Source organism: Fretibacterium fastidiosum (assembly GCF_964642095.1).
GTDB lineage: Bacteria > Synergistota > Synergistia > Synergistales > Aminobacteriaceae > Fretibacterium > Fretibacterium fastidiosum.
On the sequence record NZ_OZ209244.1, the window covers coordinates 2774886 to 2790349 of the forward strand.

Sequence of the window (15464 nt, forward strand, 5' to 3'; positions counted from 1 at the left end):
ATCCCTTATTTTAGCCGCTCAATTCTTGCCTTGAGAAGCGTTTTGACAACCTGCAGGACAAAGGCCAGCGCCGTTACCCCCAGGAGGACGGGCCAGGCCGGAAGCGCTTTCAGAGAGGGGAGCCAAAGCTCCACGACAAAGGCCAGGGCAAGCACAGCGCCCACAGCAGGGGTTGCCATGACCCTCCAGCCTCTTTCTCCAATCGCCCGCCTCGCGAAGCAGAACAAGAAAAATGCTACCCCCAGGGCAACCACCGTCAGGGCCGTCGTGACGGCGTCCGTCAGGTACAGTTTCTCGACCGTCCGCTTCATGAAACTGAGGTGGTGATTGACCCCGGCCCTTCTGAAGGACAGGCGGTGCAGCCAGAGCCCACCGGCAAACAAGGCGAGCTGGGCCAGGGTCAACAGGTGCGTCAAGAGCCTCAGCCCCCTGGGGAGAAGGTCCTGCCTCATTTCGCGGCCGGCTCCCCCGTGACGAAGGGCCTACCCTCGTCGCTCCAGCCGATCCAGCCGTCGCTGTAGATGGACGTGTCGTTCAGCCCCATCACTCGTGCGTACCAGAGGATCTCCGACACGCGCCAGCCGCTGCCGCACATGAAGGAGAGGTGATTTCCGGTATCGATCCCAAGCTCCTTCCAAAGGGCAAGGATCTCATCCCCGTTGCGCATGGACTTGTCGATGTTTCTGTAATAGTACATCGAGCTGGAGCTGAGCTCTCCGGCGCAGCCGTACACGGCGCCCTCGATACGGCCGGCGATGTTGTGGTAACTGTAGCCGGAGGTCTTGCCGAGGAACTCCTCGCGCGTCCGGTTGTCCACGAGGGTGAATCCCTCAGTCCCCAGCTTCTTCGCCACCTCGTCGATGGACTCGATCCACGCTTTGCTCTCAGGGGCGCGCTCTCCAAAATCGGAAACGGGCACGGGCTTCACGCTGTCCGTTGCAAGGGCGTAGCCGGCCAGCCTCCACCCCTCGAGTCCCATGTTCATCAGGCGCACGTCCTTCACGCCCATGTAGCGACAGACGACGGCAAAGCGGGCGGCGGCCATGGGTTCCGACCCGGTACAGATCACGCAGGTGTCCGCGGTGATCCCGTTGTCGAGCAGCAGCTTCAGAAGGGTCGCGTCGTCGGGAAGTTTCCAGAGCTTCTTGACGCTGTCGGACTCCTCCTCGGAGACCCAGCGGCGCTGTTTCTCGTCAAAGACCTGCGGAGGCTCGATGGAATCGGTGTTGATGTGAACCGCGGTGGGAACGTGCCCCTTCAGGTAGCCGGAGCCCTCCTCGTCGCCCCAGTTGACGTCGAAAATTTTGATCTCGCGCGCCGGGGTGAAGCCCGCGGGAACGTTCCCCGCCGCTATTTTCTCGACGATCTCCGCGGGGACCAGCAGCTCGTAGGCGGGCCAGGAGACCAGCTCTCGGCTCTCGTCGTCGATCCAGGGCTTCGCGTCGTAGAGGGAGACGTCCTCGAAACCCCTGGACCGCAGATAGTCAGCCACAAGCGGCGCGTCCTTCCCGTCCGTGTCGTAGACGATGACCCTCTTCCCAGGGGTAAGTCCCTTCCTGGCCAGGGTGTCGCTCAACACCTCATCTCGAGTTTTCTTTTCAAGGTTGCCCTTTTCGTCATAACCGCAGGTCAGGAACGTGTAAGCGAAGTCCGTCGCCCCCTCGATGTGCCCTCCCCTGGGAAGGCCGTCCAACGCCCACCCGTTGAAGATATCGGGGTGACGGGCGTCCAGCAGAACGCCGCCCCCCTTCCCGACGAGCGCGACGACGTCCTCCGTGGAGGCCTTCGGGAAGTCCGCACCCCAGCAGGCGGCAGGCAGCATCAAGGACGCAAGGCACGCAAAGCAAAGAAATTTTCTCATGGCTCTCCCTCATCTTTCTGACGACGACCGAAGTCGCCCTCTGTTCAATCCTGCTGCAAGGCCGGGCGCAGCGCGGCCCCGGGCCGGTCGTTCAGGCGCAAGCCGATCGCCCGCGAGGCAAAGCGCCCGGCGGACCGACCCCGGGGCAAGCCAAATGGAACGAACCGCGCCTACCGGCGGCCCCGCCTTCGTCCCACCACAGGCAACAAGGCCATCAGGGCCAGGGCGCTCAACCCTGCGTCGCACCCGCCGCCGCTGCGGCTCGTTTCCCGCTTCATGCCATTCAGGGAAACACCATCACCGCTGAACGCCAGCCGTGTGGGAACTTCATCCCCCTCCAGCATGTAGGTCATAGCGGCCAAAGCCGCCCGCTGCCCCACAGCACCGTTCAGGGCCTCCCCGCGGACCCGGCCGCGAATCCTCAGCTCGTACTCGTAAAGCCTCGTCATCCCCGTATCGCTCACCGCGGCGGAGAAGGTGACCGGCTCCCCGTCCAGGAACACGGCAGTACTCGCCTCGACGAAGTTTCTCGTCTCGACGTCGAGGAGCGTCAGCCTGCGCGGAACGGGCTTGAGGCGGACGCTGACGACGACCTCGGCCGTACCGTCACTGCCGACCTCCCCCACGGCAAGCGTCCACGCCCCGGAATCGTCGTAGCGGGCATCCATCGGGGCCTCGGCAGGCGCCTCCGTGATGGGCTTTTCGGGAATCGGTTTCGGGACCGGCTTAGGCGCCGGATCGGGGTTTGGCTGCGGCTGAGGTTGAGGCTGAGGTTCCGGCTTCGGATCAGGGCCTGGCTGCGGTACAGGACTCGGGCCCGGCTCAGGCTGCGGCTGAGGCGTGGACGTGAGCTCCACGGCGCCGATATCGACGCCCCCGAACTGTGGACGCGCCACACCGCGGGCGTCGACGGCCGGGATAGCGCACTCCGCCCAGTCCCTCCAGAACACGTCAGCCGAGAGGACGTCCGCGGAGGTCAGAGCCCCGACACGCCAGCCTCGGTCCCGCGCCGAACTGTTCCAGGCCGGCAAACAGGTTGGGACGGAGCCGCCGTGATTGCCAGGGGAGGAGAGCCTGGGGTCGTCCGAGGTCACCTCCGACAGAACGACCTCTCCGCCCCGGACGGCTCCCCCGCGGACGATCGAGCGATGGAGCGCCGCGCCGGAGTCATCATCGTTCTCACTGACGATCTCCTCCGCCCCGCCGTCCCAGAAGATGCTGTTGAAGGCGACGATGCGCCCGCCCCCAGGCTTGCAGGCCCCAGTTTTGCATTTGGTGTTGTAGACGGAACTGCCCTCACCGCCCTGTCCCCCCTGGGGAATGGCCTTGTTGCCAAAGAAGGTGCAGTTGAGGAGGAGCGGGTAGCTGCCCGTCCGATTGAAAAGCGCCCCGCCGTACTTCGCCTCGTTGTCCGTGAAGGTGCAGTTGACGAGCACCGGGCTGGAGACGCCGTTGTAGACCGCCCCTCCGGATCCCTTGTTGGGGTCGGCAACGTGCGCGTCGTCGTAGGTTTTGTTCCCGGAGAACGTGCAGGAGCGGATCGTCATCCCCCGGTCCCCGCTGCCGACCTCCGAGTTGTAGATGGCGCCGCCCTCGATCACGGTGGAGTTGCCCGTGAAGAGGCAATCCTCGACCAGGATGTTGGTCGAGGTGGAGAAGCGGGCCGCGCCGCCGTTGTGGGTTGCTCGGTTCCCCTCGAACACGGTGCCACGCACCGTCACGTCCGTACCGGCATTTTGAACGTAGAGCCCTCCGCCTCCGGCGCCTGCAGTGTTGTTGCTGAAGCGGCACCTCTCGACAGTCAGGGTCTTGTCTCCCCCCTTCTTGTCGCTGAACTGAACCGCTCCCCCATTGCCCGCCTTGTTCCCCGGCTTATCCGCGCCGGTGGCGTTGCCCTCAAAACGGCAATCGACGAGCTTGAGGTAACTTTGAACGCTGTTGACAGCTCCTCCGTGGCTGTTCGGGCCACCCCGGTTCCCCAGAAAGCGGCTGGAACAAACGTCCAGAGAGGCGGCCGCGGCATTGATGCCCCCTCCAAAGGATACGGCGCGATTTCCCTGAAACAGGCAGTTTTGGATCACGATATCGCTTCTGCCGAGGCTCAGCCCGGCTCCCACTCCCTGATCTCCTCCCGACACCGCAACTCCGTCCAGCCGGACCCCTTTCACGTTCGTGCCCTTCAGGACGTTCTTGCTGTTCTTCCCTCGGATCACGTCCGCGCTGAGGGTGACACCCCACGCGTCCCGGCCGTCGTCCAGCCCCAGGTCGCCGGTCAGCACGACAACGTTGTTGTCGGGCTTTCGCTGCTCCCGTTCCGTCTCGTCCCCCGCAAAACCACCATAGAGGGAAATCCCTTCCTTGAGCGTGAAGGATTTTCCCTGCTCCGCGGTTGTGACCGCATCCGTCGACACCGGGATTGCCGGCCGATAGACGCCCTTTGCAATCCAGAACTCGTCCCCCGACACGGCGCCGCTCAACGCCGCGGCAAAGCCCGCTTCATTCAGCGGGGTCGACCAGCTTCCTCCGTCTCCGCTCGCAATGGCCGAACCGTTGACGCGATACACCCGCGCATCTGCCGGGGAGACGAAGGCGAAGCAGAGCGCAAGCATCGTAAACACAACCTTTTTCCTACTTTTCCTGAAACCGGGCATACCTCATCCCCTCCCTGTAGCGTTCGCTTAAAACTTAAAAAGACAGCGCAGGGGGTGGGTGGCCCCCACCCCCGCTGCTGCAAAAAAGCTACTCGTGGCCTTCGGGTTCCAGCTTGTTGGCCGGGTCCTTGCTCCAGTCGATGACGCTTCCCTTGTAGTTTTTCACCTTGGCGGCCTCGAAGCCGAAATCCTCCACCAGCGCCTCGGCGAACTGGCTGCTCTGCTTGCCGCTGTTGCAGTAGACGATGACCTCGGCGTCCTTGACGATGCCGGCCTTCTCCAAGGCCTCCGCGGCCCCCTCCGCCTTCAGGTTCGCCAGGGGGAAGTTGACGGCCCCGGCGATGTGCCCGCCGGGGATCCCTTCGCGCGGCGACTTGCCGTTATAGATATCCTCCGCACGGACGTCCACCAGCACGAAGCCCGGCTGCCCGACCTTCTCCTTCACGTAGGCCTGATCGACGGCGTCGATACTCGGACCGAAGAAGGACGCCTGCGCCGACACCGCAAGGCACAGCACGAACAACACCGCAAGCAACGACCTGTTCCACTTTCTCATCACTGACCACTCTCCCTGAAAATATAGATAGGATCACCCAAACGGCGCGAACACGCCGCCAACAGCCCCCAATGGAAAAAGGGGCATACGCTCGAAATACACGACGGGAGGGGGAAGCCTCACCGGGAACCGAACGGTCCCCCTTCATTCTCCCGTCCTCTTCCTGCCCGTCAGCAGAACTTCATGCGGTCTGGATCGCCGGTCGCACCGTCGAAGAACCGCAGGACCTGGACTCCGTTCTCCGCGGCCATGCGCTCGATGCGGCCCCGCTCGCCGGCGTCCTGGTAAAGGACCGCCAGGCCGCAGCACCGGTCCGCCTCCCGCGGTGTCGGCGCGAAGGTGCAGCGAACCCCCGCCGCCTTCATCAGCTCGTACAGGGACTGGGCGTTCTTCACGTCCGGAAAGAGCACGTAGTGCCGTGCGCCCGTGGATTCGCTCATCGCCCGCCGACCGTCAGGCGCCCAGCATCTCTAGGAACGCCCCGATGCGGGTCTTGAGCTGTTCGGCGTCCTGGTCCGTGTAGTCGGTCTCGACGCCCAGCACGGGAATCCCCGCATCCTTCAGGGCCCGCTCCACGAAGTACCCCTCGGTGTCGTAGATGTTGCAGAACTTCAAGTTGACGTCGATGACACCGTCCGCGCGGTACTCGCGGGCCAGGCGCAGGATGTCGTCGACGCGCTCCGAGTTCGGGGTGAAGCAGGCGCAGTGGATGCCGCCCAGGTAGCGCTCCGTCAGGCGGTCCACCATCTCGTCCAGGGTCCTGCCGTCCTCGTCCACGCACCGTTCGTAGTAGCGGATGCCGGTGCACATCTCCTCGCACACGACGGCCCCGCCGAGGCTCTCGACGAGGTGGTGCAGCTTCCAGTTGGGGATGGAGAGCGGCGTCCCCGTGAGCAGGATGCGCTTCGCGCCCTTCGGGAACACGGACACGCCCTCGCGGGCCCGCTGGTCCAACTCGTCGCAGAGCTTGTTCACCATCGACGTGAACCGCCCGGGGTCGTCGTAGAAGGCGATCTGCGTGATCAAGAGGACGTCCTTGCCGCTGATGGGCACGGCATCCAGCTTGCGGAAGTCCGAAAGCCTCTGGAGGGCGCGGCGCTTTCCGTTCAGCAGCACGATGGCGTCGTGCAGGCTGCCCTCCGTGACCCCGTTGCCCGTCAGCTCCTCCAGCCTGCGGATGTAGCCGCGGATATCGTCCCTCCAATGTGCGTAGTCCCTCTCGCGCTTCATCTGCGGGATGTCCATGATGTACATGGGCGCGTCCTCGGCCAGGATCTCCCAGGCCTTCTTCTTCCCGTCGCAGGTCGTCTCCCCGACGAACAGGTCCGCGAGGCGGAAGAAGGGACAGGTGCGGTCGAAGCGTGCGCCGAGTGAGGCCTTGATGAGCGGGCAGGTCGCGGTGGGGAGCTTTTTCTCGCCGCCCGGCACCCAGAACTGGGAGCCGCTGCACAGCCCCGTGGCGATGGCGCCCGCGGCCACCACCACCTCGTCCGGAACGTGGATGCAGAAGGACCCGACGACCCTGCCTCCCTTCTTATGATGCTCGACCAGCTCCATCGGACGGATGCCGTGGATTTCCGCCACGACCATGTTGAAATAATCCATGCCCTCCGGCCTGTTCTCCTGCGACAGATAGACGTCGCCAAACGCCTGAGGCAGCGCCTCGCACAGCAGGTCGTGCGTCTTCACGTCCATGCCCAGGCCTTCCCACATCGCTCTGTAATCGGCCATAGCTATCCCCCCTGTTTTTTTGACCCTTCGGTCAGTCGTACCCGATCTCCGTCCCCGTGCCAAAGGGGCAATTCGGGTAGACGTAGTCGTAAACCGCGACAGACTTCCGTTTACGGTCGTATTTGGCCCGCAGAAAATCCCTCCCTTCTCCAGTCACAACCTCCTGGACACAGCCCTGGCAGCCCTCTCCCTCCAGGATGCGGTAGAGGCTCCCGCTCAGCTGCCGATCCAGTTGACGGTAGATCCCTGCCCCGCTCTGAACCCGAACCGGCAGAAAGTCCACCGGCGCCGCCGAGAACTCCGCCGCCCCCGACGCCTGCCGAAGGACCTCGAACCGCTCCGGTACGGACAGGAAATTCAGGTAGTACTCCAGGACGTAGACGCTCCGTCCGTCCAGGCCGGAATGGTACTTCAGGTTGAAGAGCAACTCGGTCAGGCGTCGGGAGTCCGCCGTCGCGGCGTCCAGCGCGCCGTCGTCGAGGCCGCGCCCGTAGACGCGCTCCAGCTTCTCCATCAAATGCTCCAGCCGCATGGGGTCCTCCGTGCGGTAGACGTGGACCTCCTTGCCCGGCAGCCGCGACACCTCGCGGGCCATGATCGGACAGCCGTCGTCCACGACGATCAGACGGGAGCTGTGGATCAGCGGACACCGGTCCGTCCTGGCGTAGGTCAGGGTGGCGTCGATGACGGGACACAGGCCCTTTTCCCTGGAATACTTCAGGATCTCCCCGTCCACGCCGTACACGGGGAGGACCATGAGGCCCAGCGCGTTGAGGAGTTCCAGCGGGACGCGGCTTCCGATGAAGCCCACGACGTCGTCCGTCCCGGAGGCCCGCAGCACGGCGCGGACGTAGGCCTCGCGCCGCTGCTCCTCCAGACTTTCAAACAGGTTCATTTGCCCAGCAGGGCGGCGCCGATGGCGCCCGCGAACCGGGCGTCCGAGGTCGTTCGCACCGGCGCGTGCAGGGCCTGAGACAGCTTGCGCAGCATCATGGCGCTGTCGCAAAACCCTCCGGTGAGGAAGTAGGCGTCGTCTGCGGCCTTTCGCGCCACCTGCACCGCCACCTTGGCCACGACGGAGCCCACGGCGCCGCAGGCGATATCCTCCCGCGGCGTGCCCAGCCCCATCAGGCTCACGATCTCGGACTCGGCGAAGACCGTACACATGGAGGAGATCGTGATCTCCCGTCCGCGCTCCGCCAGCTCGAACAGCTCCGGCAGGGTGACCCCCATGCGGTTGGCCATGATCTCCAGAAACTTGCCCGTCCCGGCGGAACACTTGTCGTTCATGATGAAGTCCGCGACGCGGCCGCCTCGAACGAGGATCACCTTGGTGTCCTGACCGCCGATGTCGATGACGGTGAGGTCCTCGCCGCCGAGGAAACAGGCTCCTCGACCGTGGCAGGTGATCTCCGTCAACGTGTCGTCGGCGTAGGGGACGGAGACGCGCCCGTAGCCGGTGGCCGTGATGCGGAGGTCCTCCCTCCGGCAGCCCAGGGAGAGCAGCCAGGCCAGAAGCGCCTCCGCCGTCTCCCGGCCGTTCCACCCGCTGGGCATGAGCTTGCGGGCCAGAATCTCGTCCTTGCCGTCATTCATCACCACGGCCTTGCTGGCCGTGGAGCCGATGTCGATGCCTGCGTAGAGCATGTGATGCACCCCCCTGCCCCCAGGTCATACTCCCTGCCGTCCCTGCGGCTCAAACCCTTGGGCCGGGGAAGCAGAACACGGACGGCCCATCCCAAGCGGTCATTTCTTTGCTTCAAGCATCTGCTCGAAGGCCTGCAGGGTGAAGGCGGAGTAGGCGTAGCCGGGGCCGCCGCACAGCAGCACCGTGGCGTTGAGGGCCGCCGCCAGTTCCTCGCGGGTAATGCCCAGGTCCACGCACACCTCAAGATGAGAGAGGATGCAGGGCTCGCACTTTCGGGACACGGCCACCGCCACGCTGATCAGCTCTATCGTCTTGAGGTCCAGCACGCCGCCCTCGCGGCAGCAGGCTCCACGCATTTGCCCGAAGGCGCCGATCACGTCGGGGCTGATCTTCGCAAAGGCCCCAAAACCCTTCTTCAGCTCGTTCAACCTCTCCACAGCGTTTTGCACGTTCTGCACAACAACAACCTCCCGTTTTCGATAAACTGCACGTCGCACTCGACGTTCAACGTGCGCGATTCCGTTAAGAAACATCCGTCCCGGCTCATGTGTCCATGCGGTTGATGAACTTCTGAACGCGCGGGTTGCCGCTGCCGAAGATATCCTCCGGGCTTCCCTGTTGCAGGATGTGGCCCTCGTCCATGAACAGGATGCGGTCGGAGACCTCCCTGGCGAAGCGCATCTCGTGGGTCACGATCAGCATCGTCGTCGTGTGCCGGGCCGCCAGAGAACGGATGAGCTCCAGCACCTCGCCCAGCAGCTCCGGGTCCAGGGACGACGTGGGCTCATCGAACAACATGACCTCCGGCTTCACCGCCATGGCCCGGCCGATGCCGACGCGCTGCTGCTGCCCTCCGGACAGGTGGGCCGGATAGGAATCCCTCTTGTCCTCCAGCCCGACGACCCGCAGGATGCGCAGCGTCCCTTTTCACTGCATAGACAGAAAATCCCGGTGGAACGGCATACATCAGTCACACGAGCCGCGTTGTCGCGGATATGATCCAGATAAAAACAAAGTCTGGGATAGCGCGGCGCATTCTTTGCAGTCGAGAACACCTAGGACCTCCGAATCTATTTTATATTTTGCGAGGAGAAGCGGGGGACCTCATGCTTAGGCAGAAGTGAGTTTGATCCGCTGTTCATAACGCTTCTGCATCTGCTCCAACACCAGGACGATGAACCAGTACATCATGACCATAGCCATATAGGCCTCAAAGTACCGAAAGGTGATGCCGGCCTGTATCTTGGCGACGGCTGTAATGTCCAGGATGCCAATGGTGAAGGCCAGCGAGGACCCTTTTATGGCGTCGATCAGAACGTTGACTATACCCGGCACGGCCACGGGGATCGCCTGGGGGATCACGATCAGCCGCAGAGTCTGCATTCGGCTCAGGTTGATCGACTTCGCCGCCTCTATCTGCCCGCGATCCACGGCTAAAAACGCCCCGCGGATGATTTCACTCAAATAGGCGCTGGAGTTAAGCGCCATCGTCAACACAAAACCCTCGATCTTATCCATGGCCGACAGACATGCAAACATTCTCGGCAAGCCGAAGTAGATCATGAAGAGCTGCCCGATAAAAGGCGTCCCGCGAAAAAAAGAGACGTAGACCTTGCATAACGGCTTCAAAACCGGGATTTTATAGACGATCGGCAGCGTCACCATTAACCCCAGGAAGAGAGCCGCGATAAAAGGAAGAACCGTGACTGAAAGCGTCCTCGGCAAGGCCGGCAGCATTTTCAGAAAAACCTGACCGACGAAATTCAGATCCATAAACAGGCCCCAGCATCCAACCCTAATGCTTCACGGTAAAGTCGAAGTCAAACCACTTTTCGGAGATCGCCCTTAGCGCCCCGTCCTCCCTCATGGCACCGAGCGTTCTGTTGGTCATCTCCCGCAGAGCGTCACCCTCAGGCGTCTTGGCAAAGGGGTACGCGCTCTCGAGATAAATCCCGCTTCCCAGAAGCACCTTCACCTTGTCAGCCCCCAAACGCTGAATGATTTCAAGAGCGATCGTCTGAGACTGGACGCAGGCGTCAACCTTCCCTGAGACGACGTCCTGAGTCGCCGTGTCGTCAAAATAAACCCGTTTCACTTTGATACTGTTTTCCTTCTCGATGAGATCGACGAACGCATCGTCCGTAGAACTGATGACCACCCCGACACTCATTCCATCAAGATCTTTGAAGGTTTTTGCCTGGACCGAAGGAGCCGAAATCAAATTCAGCTCATCATAAAGATATGGATCGCTGAAGTTATAAGTCTCCCTCCGCTTATCTGTGGGATTCAGGGTGTTGGCCACCGTATTCACACGCCCATCCGAGATCATTCCCAGCAGACTCGAAAAGGGCATCTGTTCAAATTTGACCTCACAGTCGTTGCGTTTGGCGATCTCCTTCCAGACGTCCACCTCAAACCCTTCCAACTCCCCTTTGTCGTTCAACATTGAGAACCCAGAAGTAGAACCGTCCATGCCGACCCTCAGGACCTTTTTTTCAGGCTCAGCTCCATAGGCGCACGACGCCAAAAGGATCACTGCAACGGATACGCACAGCACAATTTTTCTCATCATCTTCAACCCTCTCTCACCAAGTCCAAAAATTCCTTGATCCTGTCATGTTTCGGTCGTTCAAAAATGTCATCAGGACTGCCCGCTTCCAAAACCCTCCCTCCATCCATGAAGATCACCCTGTCCGACACCTCCTGCGCGAACTTCATCTCATGCGTCACGATGAGCATGGTTTGTCTACAATCTGCAAGACGTCGGATAACCCCAAGGACGTACTTGACGAGCTCCGGATCCAGGGACGACGTCGGCTCGTCGAACAGCATAATCTCCGGCTCTATCGCCATCGCACGGGCTATTGCAATGCGCTGCTGTTGCCCACCGGACAGCTGGCGCGGGTAACTGTCCGCCTTGTCCTCCAGTCCCATCATCCGCAGAAGTTCCGTGACCCGCTCCGTAACCTTGTCGTATTTCCACTTTTTCACCTTCTGGAGGTGCAGTGCGATGTTCTCTCCTGCCGTCAAATTGGCGAACAGGGAAAAATTCTGAAAGACCATGGAGCTATGAGACCGGAGCTCGCAAATGAGCTTGTTTTCAAACCGGGAAAAGTCAAAGACCTTGCCGTCACCAAAAATGACCGTTCCTGCCTCGGGCTCCTCAAGATAGTTCAGGCACCTCAAAAAGGTGGATTTGCCCGTTCCCGATGGGCCTATGATAGAGACGACTTCGCCCCTGTCGATATCCAAGTCGATCCCCCTGAGCACGTCAAGGGAACCGAACGATTTTTTGACGCCGCGAATCTCGATCATGCGCTCTCCATCATCTCATCCTTAAATAAATGCCACGCCGCATCGTTACAAACGGCCCGTGTCCCTAAAAGGAAGGCACTTGGAACGGCAAACCACCTGCGCAGGGCCCCAATTCCCTCTTCTCTCCCACCTTGTCAGGGACAACTTCGTCACTTAAATACACCGGGGCGAGGTCCAGCGCGCCGCCCTCGCGGCAGCAGGCTCCACGCATTTGCCCGAAGGCGCCGATCACGTCGGGGCTGATCTTCGCAAAGGCCCCAAAACCCTTCTTCAGCTCGTTCAACCTCTCCACAGCGTTTTGCACGTTCTGCACAACAACAACCTCCCGTTTTCGATAAACTGCACGTCGCACTCGATGTTCAACGTGCGCGATTCCATAAGAAACATCCGTCCCGGCTCATGTGTCCATGCGGTTGATGAACTTCTGAACGCGCGGATTGCCGCTGCCGAAGATATCCTCCGGGCTTCCCTGCTGCAGGATGCGGCCCTCGTCCATGAACAGGATGCGGTCGGAAACCTCCCTGGCGAAGCGCATCTCGTGGGTCACGATCAACATCGTCGTCGTGTGCCGGGCCGCCAGAGAACGGATGAGCTCCAGCACCTCGCCCAGCAGCTCCGGGTCCAGGGACGACGTCGGCTCATCGAACAACATGACCTCCGGCTTCACCGCCATGGCCCGGCCGATGCCGACGCGCTGCTGCTGCCCCCCGGACAGGTGGGCCGGATAGGAATCCCTCTTGTCCTCCAGCCCGACGACCTGCAGGATGCGCAGCGCTTCTTCCTGCGCCTCAGCCTCAGGAACGCCCTGCACCTGCGTCATGGGTTCCATGACGTTCTGCAGCGCCGTCTTGTTGCGGAACAGGTTGTAGCTCTGGAACACCATGGCGGTCCGGCTGCGCAGCTGGGCGATGTCCCTGCGGCTGCCCCCCGGCTCCCGCACCGCGACGTCGCCGATCGCGATGCTGCCGCAGGTGGGCTTTTCCAGGAAGTTGATGCAGCGCAGGAGCGTGGACTTGCCGGTCCCGGAGGGGCCGATGATCGAGACCACCTCGCCGCGCTGAGCGGTCAGGTCGATCCCCTTGAGGACCTCCAGGACGCCGAACCTTTTAACGAGCCCGGAGACGGTCAGAACGGTCTTTTGCTCCATCACCTGGCCTCCTGGACGTAGGGTCGGTTCAAATAGCGCTCCAGGAGGGATTGCCCGTAGGAGACGAGGGCGAGGATGACCCAGTACACGATGAGCAGGGCGACGAACCCCTCGAGATAACGGTACGTCAGGTTGACCTCGTTCTTGGCGCAGGAGGTCATGTCCATGACGCCGACCGTAAAGGCGAGGGACGTGGACTTGAAAAGGTTGGCGAAGGAATTGACCATGCCGGGGAGAGCCACGCGGGCCGCCTGAGGGATCACGATGCGGCGGATGGTTTGCCACGGGGTCATGCCGATGGAGATGCCCGCCTCGAACTGCCCCCTGTCCACCGAACTGATGGCCCCCCTGATGTTCTCGCCCATGTAGGCAGCAAAGCTGAGGGAGAGGACGATCACCACGGCCCAGAAGCTGGAGAGCCCCCTGACGGTTGCGGATACCTGCGCGAACCCGTAGTAAAAGACGAAGAGCTGAGCGATAAAGGGGGTGCTGCGGAAAAAGGAGGTGAACACGACGGAGAACTGCTTCAACACGGGGATGTTGTAATATCGGGACGCCGCAAGGACAAACCCGATCAGCACGGCGAAAAAGAGCGAAAGGAACGCCATGGAAACCGTGTTTTTGAAGCCCAGAAATATGATGGAGAACATCTTTAAGAAGTAGTCAAATTGAAAAATCATGGGCTCTCTCCCTCTCTTTGACTATCGAGACTCGAAGGGCGGCGGGCAATCCAGCGAAGGAAGCCCGCCGCGTTATCCTCGCTTTTAAACGTTGGCGTCACTTCCCCTGTTTTTCCCGATACTCCTTCGCGTATTTGCTCTCCATGACGTTGGTCCCGAACCACTTCTCGCAGAGTTTGGCGTAGCTGCCGTCCTCGATCATCTGCGTCAGGACGCCGTCCGTCAGCTTCAGGAGCTCCCGGCCCCGGTCGGTGCGGGCGAAGGGATAGACGTTGACCTCGACGTAGATCGGGTTTTCAATATCGACGGACTTGAGCTTCAACTCAGGGTTTTTCTTCAAACGATAAGGAAGCACAAGAAAGGCATAGGGGCAGGCATCCACGTGCCCCATAGCGACCTCATGCAAAATGCTGCTACCCGATCCATAGACGGACTTTTTCACCTTATTTTCCGGATCCATGGCTGCGATAAACTCGTTCATGGCGCTACCCTCAGACAACCCGATGGTCTTACCCTCCATATCTTTCCAGGACTTTATCGCCTCGTTGTCCGCCGCCACCGTCAAACAATAAGGGCTGAAAAAGAAAGGGCGCGTGAAATCGTATTTCTGCTGGCGGACCGGGGTGATGCTGATCTGCTTCGCTACGGTATCCACACGACCCAGGTCCAGCTCCGCAAAGGTCGCCGGATTGTCGAGCCGCACCCATTGAACCTCATAACCGGCTTTTTCGCCTATCGTACGCCACATGTCGATCTCAAATCCGGACCATTCCTGCGTCGCTTCATCATACATGGTGAAAGGAGCGTAGGTTCCGGGCGTGGCAACCCGGATGACCTTATCCTCGGAGGCAATCCCTTCCCGAGAAATACAAGCAATAAAAACCCACGCCAAAATCAGTCCCCAACCCCAAAATCTTTTCATTACGTTTTCCTCTCCTCGTGAAAAGCGAAAATACGTAACAATCCATACTGCCATCCCCATCGCCCTATCGGCGTCACTTCCCCTGTTTTTCTCGATACTCCTTAGCATACTTGCTGTCCATGACGTTGGTCCCGAACCACTTCTCGCAGAGTTTGGCGTAGCTGCCGTCCTCGATCATCTGCGTCAGGATGTCGTCCGTCAGCTTCAGGAGCGCACGGCCCCGGTCGGTGCGGGCGAAGGGATACGCGTTGACCTCGGTAAAAATAGGATTCTCGAGGTCAACAGCTTTAAGTTTCAATTCAGGGTTCTTCTTCAAAACCCAAGGAAGTGTGAGGAAAGGATAGGGTGTAGCCGTCACACGCCCCAGAGAGACATCCTGTAACATGTTAGATTCATAAATAGATTTTTCCACTTTATTTTCAGGGTCCAACACTGCAACAAACTCAAGCTCTGAACCACCTTCACGTAAAGCGATGGATTTACCCTCCATATCCTTCCACGACTTGACCTCGTTATTATCCTCCCTCACCGTCAGGCAGTAGGGGCTGAAAAAATAGGGCTGTGTGAAATCGTATTTCTGCTGGCGAGAAGGTGTAATACTGATCTGTTTCGCCACGGTATCCACACGACCCAGGTCCATCTCGGCAAAGTTCGCCGGCAAATCAAGCCGCACCCATTGAACCTCATAGCCGGCTTTTTCGCCTATCGTACGCCACATGTCGATCTCAAATCCGGACCATTCCTGCGTCGCTTCATCATACATGGTGAAAGGAGCATAGTTTCCCGGCGTGGCAACCCGGATGACCTTATCCTCGGAGGCAATCCCTTCCCGAGAAACACAAGCAATAAAAGCCCACGCCAAAATCAGTCCCCAACCCCAAAATCTTTTCATTACGTTTTCCTCTCCTCGTGAAAAGCGAAAATACGAAGCAATCCATACTGCCGTCCCCGTC

Annotated in this window: 18 protein-coding genes; all 18 read right to left on the bottom strand. The window is 60.7% G+C overall.

The genetic code is table 11. The features are described from left to right. Positions 1 to 5: 5 nt before the first annotated feature. Positions 6 to 452, bottom strand: a complete 447-nt coding sequence (locus tag ACK28C_RS12425) for a hypothetical protein (protein WP_015556485.1) — start codon at positions 450 to 452, stop codon at positions 6 to 8. Then, the gene (locus ACK28C_RS12430; protein WP_015556486.1) at positions 449 to 1861 is read right to left on the bottom strand and encodes a rhodanese-like domain-containing protein; all 1413 of its coding nucleotides are present in this window, start codon (positions 1859 to 1861) and stop codon (positions 449 to 451) included. The genes ACK28C_RS12425 and ACK28C_RS12430 overlap by 4 nt, the downstream gene beginning before the upstream one ends. A 170-nt stretch (positions 1862 to 2031) precedes the next feature. Continuing rightward, positions 2032 to 4470: a choice-of-anchor Q domain-containing protein gene (locus ACK28C_RS12435; protein WP_015556487.1), complete on the bottom strand. Its 2439-nt coding sequence runs from the start codon at positions 4468 to 4470 to the stop codon at positions 2032 to 2034. Positions 4471 to 4600: 130 nt separating this feature from the next. Next, entirely contained in the window at positions 4601 to 5068 is a 468-nt protein-coding gene (locus tag ACK28C_RS12440) for a sulfurtransferase (protein ID WP_208873073.1), read from the bottom strand. A 170-nt stretch (positions 5069 to 5238) separates the two neighbouring features. After that, on the bottom strand, positions 5239 to 5508 hold the full coding sequence (locus ACK28C_RS12445; RefSeq protein WP_015556488.1) for a DUF3343 domain-containing protein: 270 nt from the start codon (positions 5506 to 5508) through the stop codon (positions 5239 to 5241). Between the two features lie 13 nt (positions 5509 to 5521). After that, on the bottom strand, positions 5522 to 6799 hold the full coding sequence (locus ACK28C_RS12450) for a double-cubane-cluster-containing anaerobic reductase (RefSeq protein WP_015556489.1): 1278 nt from the start codon (positions 6797 to 6799) through the stop codon (positions 5522 to 5524). 31 nt (positions 6800 to 6830) lie between these two features. Continuing rightward, entirely contained in the window at positions 6831 to 7694 is an 864-nt protein-coding gene (locus ACK28C_RS12455; protein ID WP_015556490.1) for a 2-hydroxyacyl-CoA dehydratase family protein, read from the bottom strand. Beyond that, on the bottom strand, positions 7691 to 8446 hold the full coding sequence (locus ACK28C_RS12460; protein WP_015556491.1) for an acyl-CoA dehydratase activase: 756 nt from the start codon (positions 8444 to 8446) through the stop codon (positions 7691 to 7693). Before ACK28C_RS12460 ends, ACK28C_RS12455 begins: the two co-directional genes overlap by 4 nt. 99 nt (positions 8447 to 8545) lie before the next feature. After that, on the bottom strand, positions 8546 to 8905 hold the full coding sequence (locus tag ACK28C_RS12465; protein WP_409152271.1) for a carboxymuconolactone decarboxylase family protein: 360 nt from the start codon (positions 8903 to 8905) through the stop codon (positions 8546 to 8548). A gap of 85 nt (positions 8906 to 8990) precedes the next feature. Next, positions 8991 to 9365: an ATP-binding cassette domain-containing protein gene (locus ACK28C_RS12470; protein WP_409152660.1), complete on the bottom strand. Its 375-nt coding sequence runs from the start codon at positions 9363 to 9365 to the stop codon at positions 8991 to 8993. 192 nt (positions 9366 to 9557) lie between these two features. Then, positions 9558 to 10220, bottom strand: a complete 663-nt coding sequence (locus ACK28C_RS12475; RefSeq protein WP_015556492.1) for an amino acid ABC transporter permease — start codon at positions 10218 to 10220, stop codon at positions 9558 to 9560. Between the two features lie 22 nt (positions 10221 to 10242). Next, the gene (locus ACK28C_RS12480) at positions 10243 to 11019 is read right to left on the bottom strand and encodes a transporter substrate-binding domain-containing protein (RefSeq protein WP_208873075.1); all 777 of its coding nucleotides are present in this window, start codon (positions 11017 to 11019) and stop codon (positions 10243 to 10245) included. A gap of 2 nt (positions 11020 to 11021) precedes the next feature. Continuing rightward, positions 11022 to 11762 carry an amino acid ABC transporter ATP-binding protein gene (locus ACK28C_RS12485; RefSeq protein WP_015556493.1) on the bottom strand — a complete coding sequence of 247 codons (741 nt, stop codon included), beginning with the start codon at positions 11760 to 11762 and terminating at the stop codon, positions 11022 to 11024. 64 nt (positions 11763 to 11826) lie between these two features. After that, entirely contained in the window at positions 11827 to 12045 is a 219-nt protein-coding gene (locus ACK28C_RS12490) for a hypothetical protein (protein ID WP_409152272.1), read from the bottom strand. Between the two features lie 114 nt (positions 12046 to 12159). Then, entirely contained in the window at positions 12160 to 12909 is a 750-nt protein-coding gene (locus tag ACK28C_RS12495; RefSeq protein ID WP_409152273.1) for an amino acid ABC transporter ATP-binding protein, read from the bottom strand. Continuing rightward, on the bottom strand, positions 12909 to 13589 hold the full coding sequence (locus ACK28C_RS12500; protein WP_015556494.1) for an amino acid ABC transporter permease: 681 nt from the start codon (positions 13587 to 13589) through the stop codon (positions 12909 to 12911). The genes ACK28C_RS12495 and ACK28C_RS12500 overlap by 1 nt, the downstream gene beginning before the upstream one ends. Positions 13590 to 13686: 97 nt before the next feature. Further along, on the bottom strand, positions 13687 to 14565 hold the full coding sequence (locus tag ACK28C_RS12505) for a transporter substrate-binding domain-containing protein (RefSeq protein ID WP_409152274.1): 879 nt from the start codon (positions 14563 to 14565) through the stop codon (positions 13687 to 13689). 19 nt (positions 14566 to 14584) lie between these two features. Continuing rightward, entirely contained in the window at positions 14585 to 15403 is an 819-nt protein-coding gene (locus ACK28C_RS12510; protein WP_015556496.1) for a transporter substrate-binding domain-containing protein, read from the bottom strand. Positions 15404 to 15464: the final 61 nt, after the last annotated feature.

Excerpts from the sequence above, each read along its gene's own strand:
- ACK28C_RS12495 (WP_409152273.1), bottom strand. The coding sequence starts at position 12,909 with ATGGAGCAAAAGACCGTTCTGACCGTCTCCGGGCTCGTTAAAAGGTTC.
- ACK28C_RS12455 (WP_015556490.1), bottom strand. The coding sequence starts at position 7,694 with ATGAACCTGTTTGAAAGTCTGGAGGAGCAGCGGCGCGAGGCCTACGTC.
- ACK28C_RS12485 (WP_015556493.1), bottom strand. The coding sequence starts at position 11,762 with ATGATCGAGATTCGCGGCGTCAAAAAATCGTTCGGTTCCCTTGACGTG.
- ACK28C_RS12460 (WP_015556491.1), bottom strand. The coding sequence starts at position 8,446 with ATGCTCTACGCAGGCATCGACATCGGCTCCACGGCCAGCAAGGCCGTG.
- ACK28C_RS12510 (WP_015556496.1), bottom strand. The coding sequence starts at position 15,403 with ATGAAAAGATTTTGGGGTTGGGGACTGATTTTGGCGTGGGCTTTTATT.
- ACK28C_RS12445 (WP_015556488.1), bottom strand. The coding sequence starts at position 5,508 with ATGAGCGAATCCACGGGCGCACGGCACTACGTGCTCTTTCCGGACGTG.
- ACK28C_RS12500 (WP_015556494.1), bottom strand. The coding sequence starts at position 13,589 with ATGATTTTTCAATTTGACTACTTCTTAAAGATGTTCTCCATCATATTT.
- ACK28C_RS12450 (WP_015556489.1), bottom strand. The coding sequence starts at position 6,799 with ATGGCCGATTACAGAGCGATGTGGGAAGGCCTGGGCATGGACGTGAAG.
- ACK28C_RS12475 (WP_015556492.1), bottom strand. The coding sequence starts at position 10,220 with ATGGATCTGAATTTCGTCGGTCAGGTTTTTCTGAAAATGCTGCCGGCC.
- ACK28C_RS12430 (WP_015556486.1), bottom strand. The coding sequence starts at position 1,861 with ATGAGAAAATTTCTTTGCTTTGCGTGCCTTGCGTCCTTGATGCTGCCT.
- ACK28C_RS12425 (WP_015556485.1), bottom strand. The coding sequence starts at position 452 with ATGAGGCAGGACCTTCTCCCCAGGGGGCTGAGGCTCTTGACGCACCTG.
- ACK28C_RS12480 (WP_208873075.1), bottom strand. The coding sequence starts at position 11,019 with ATGATGAGAAAAATTGTGCTGTGCGTATCCGTTGCAGTGATCCTTTTG.
- ACK28C_RS12505 (WP_409152274.1), bottom strand. The coding sequence starts at position 14,565 with ATGGCAGTATGGATTGTTACGTATTTTCGCTTTTCACGAGGAGAGGAA.
- ACK28C_RS12435 (WP_015556487.1), bottom strand. The coding sequence starts at position 4,470 with ATGCTTGCGCTCTGCTTCGCCTTCGTCTCCCCGGCAGATGCGCGGGTG.
- ACK28C_RS12440 (WP_208873073.1), bottom strand. The coding sequence starts at position 5,068 with ATGAGAAAGTGGAACAGGTCGTTGCTTGCGGTGTTGTTCGTGCTGTGC.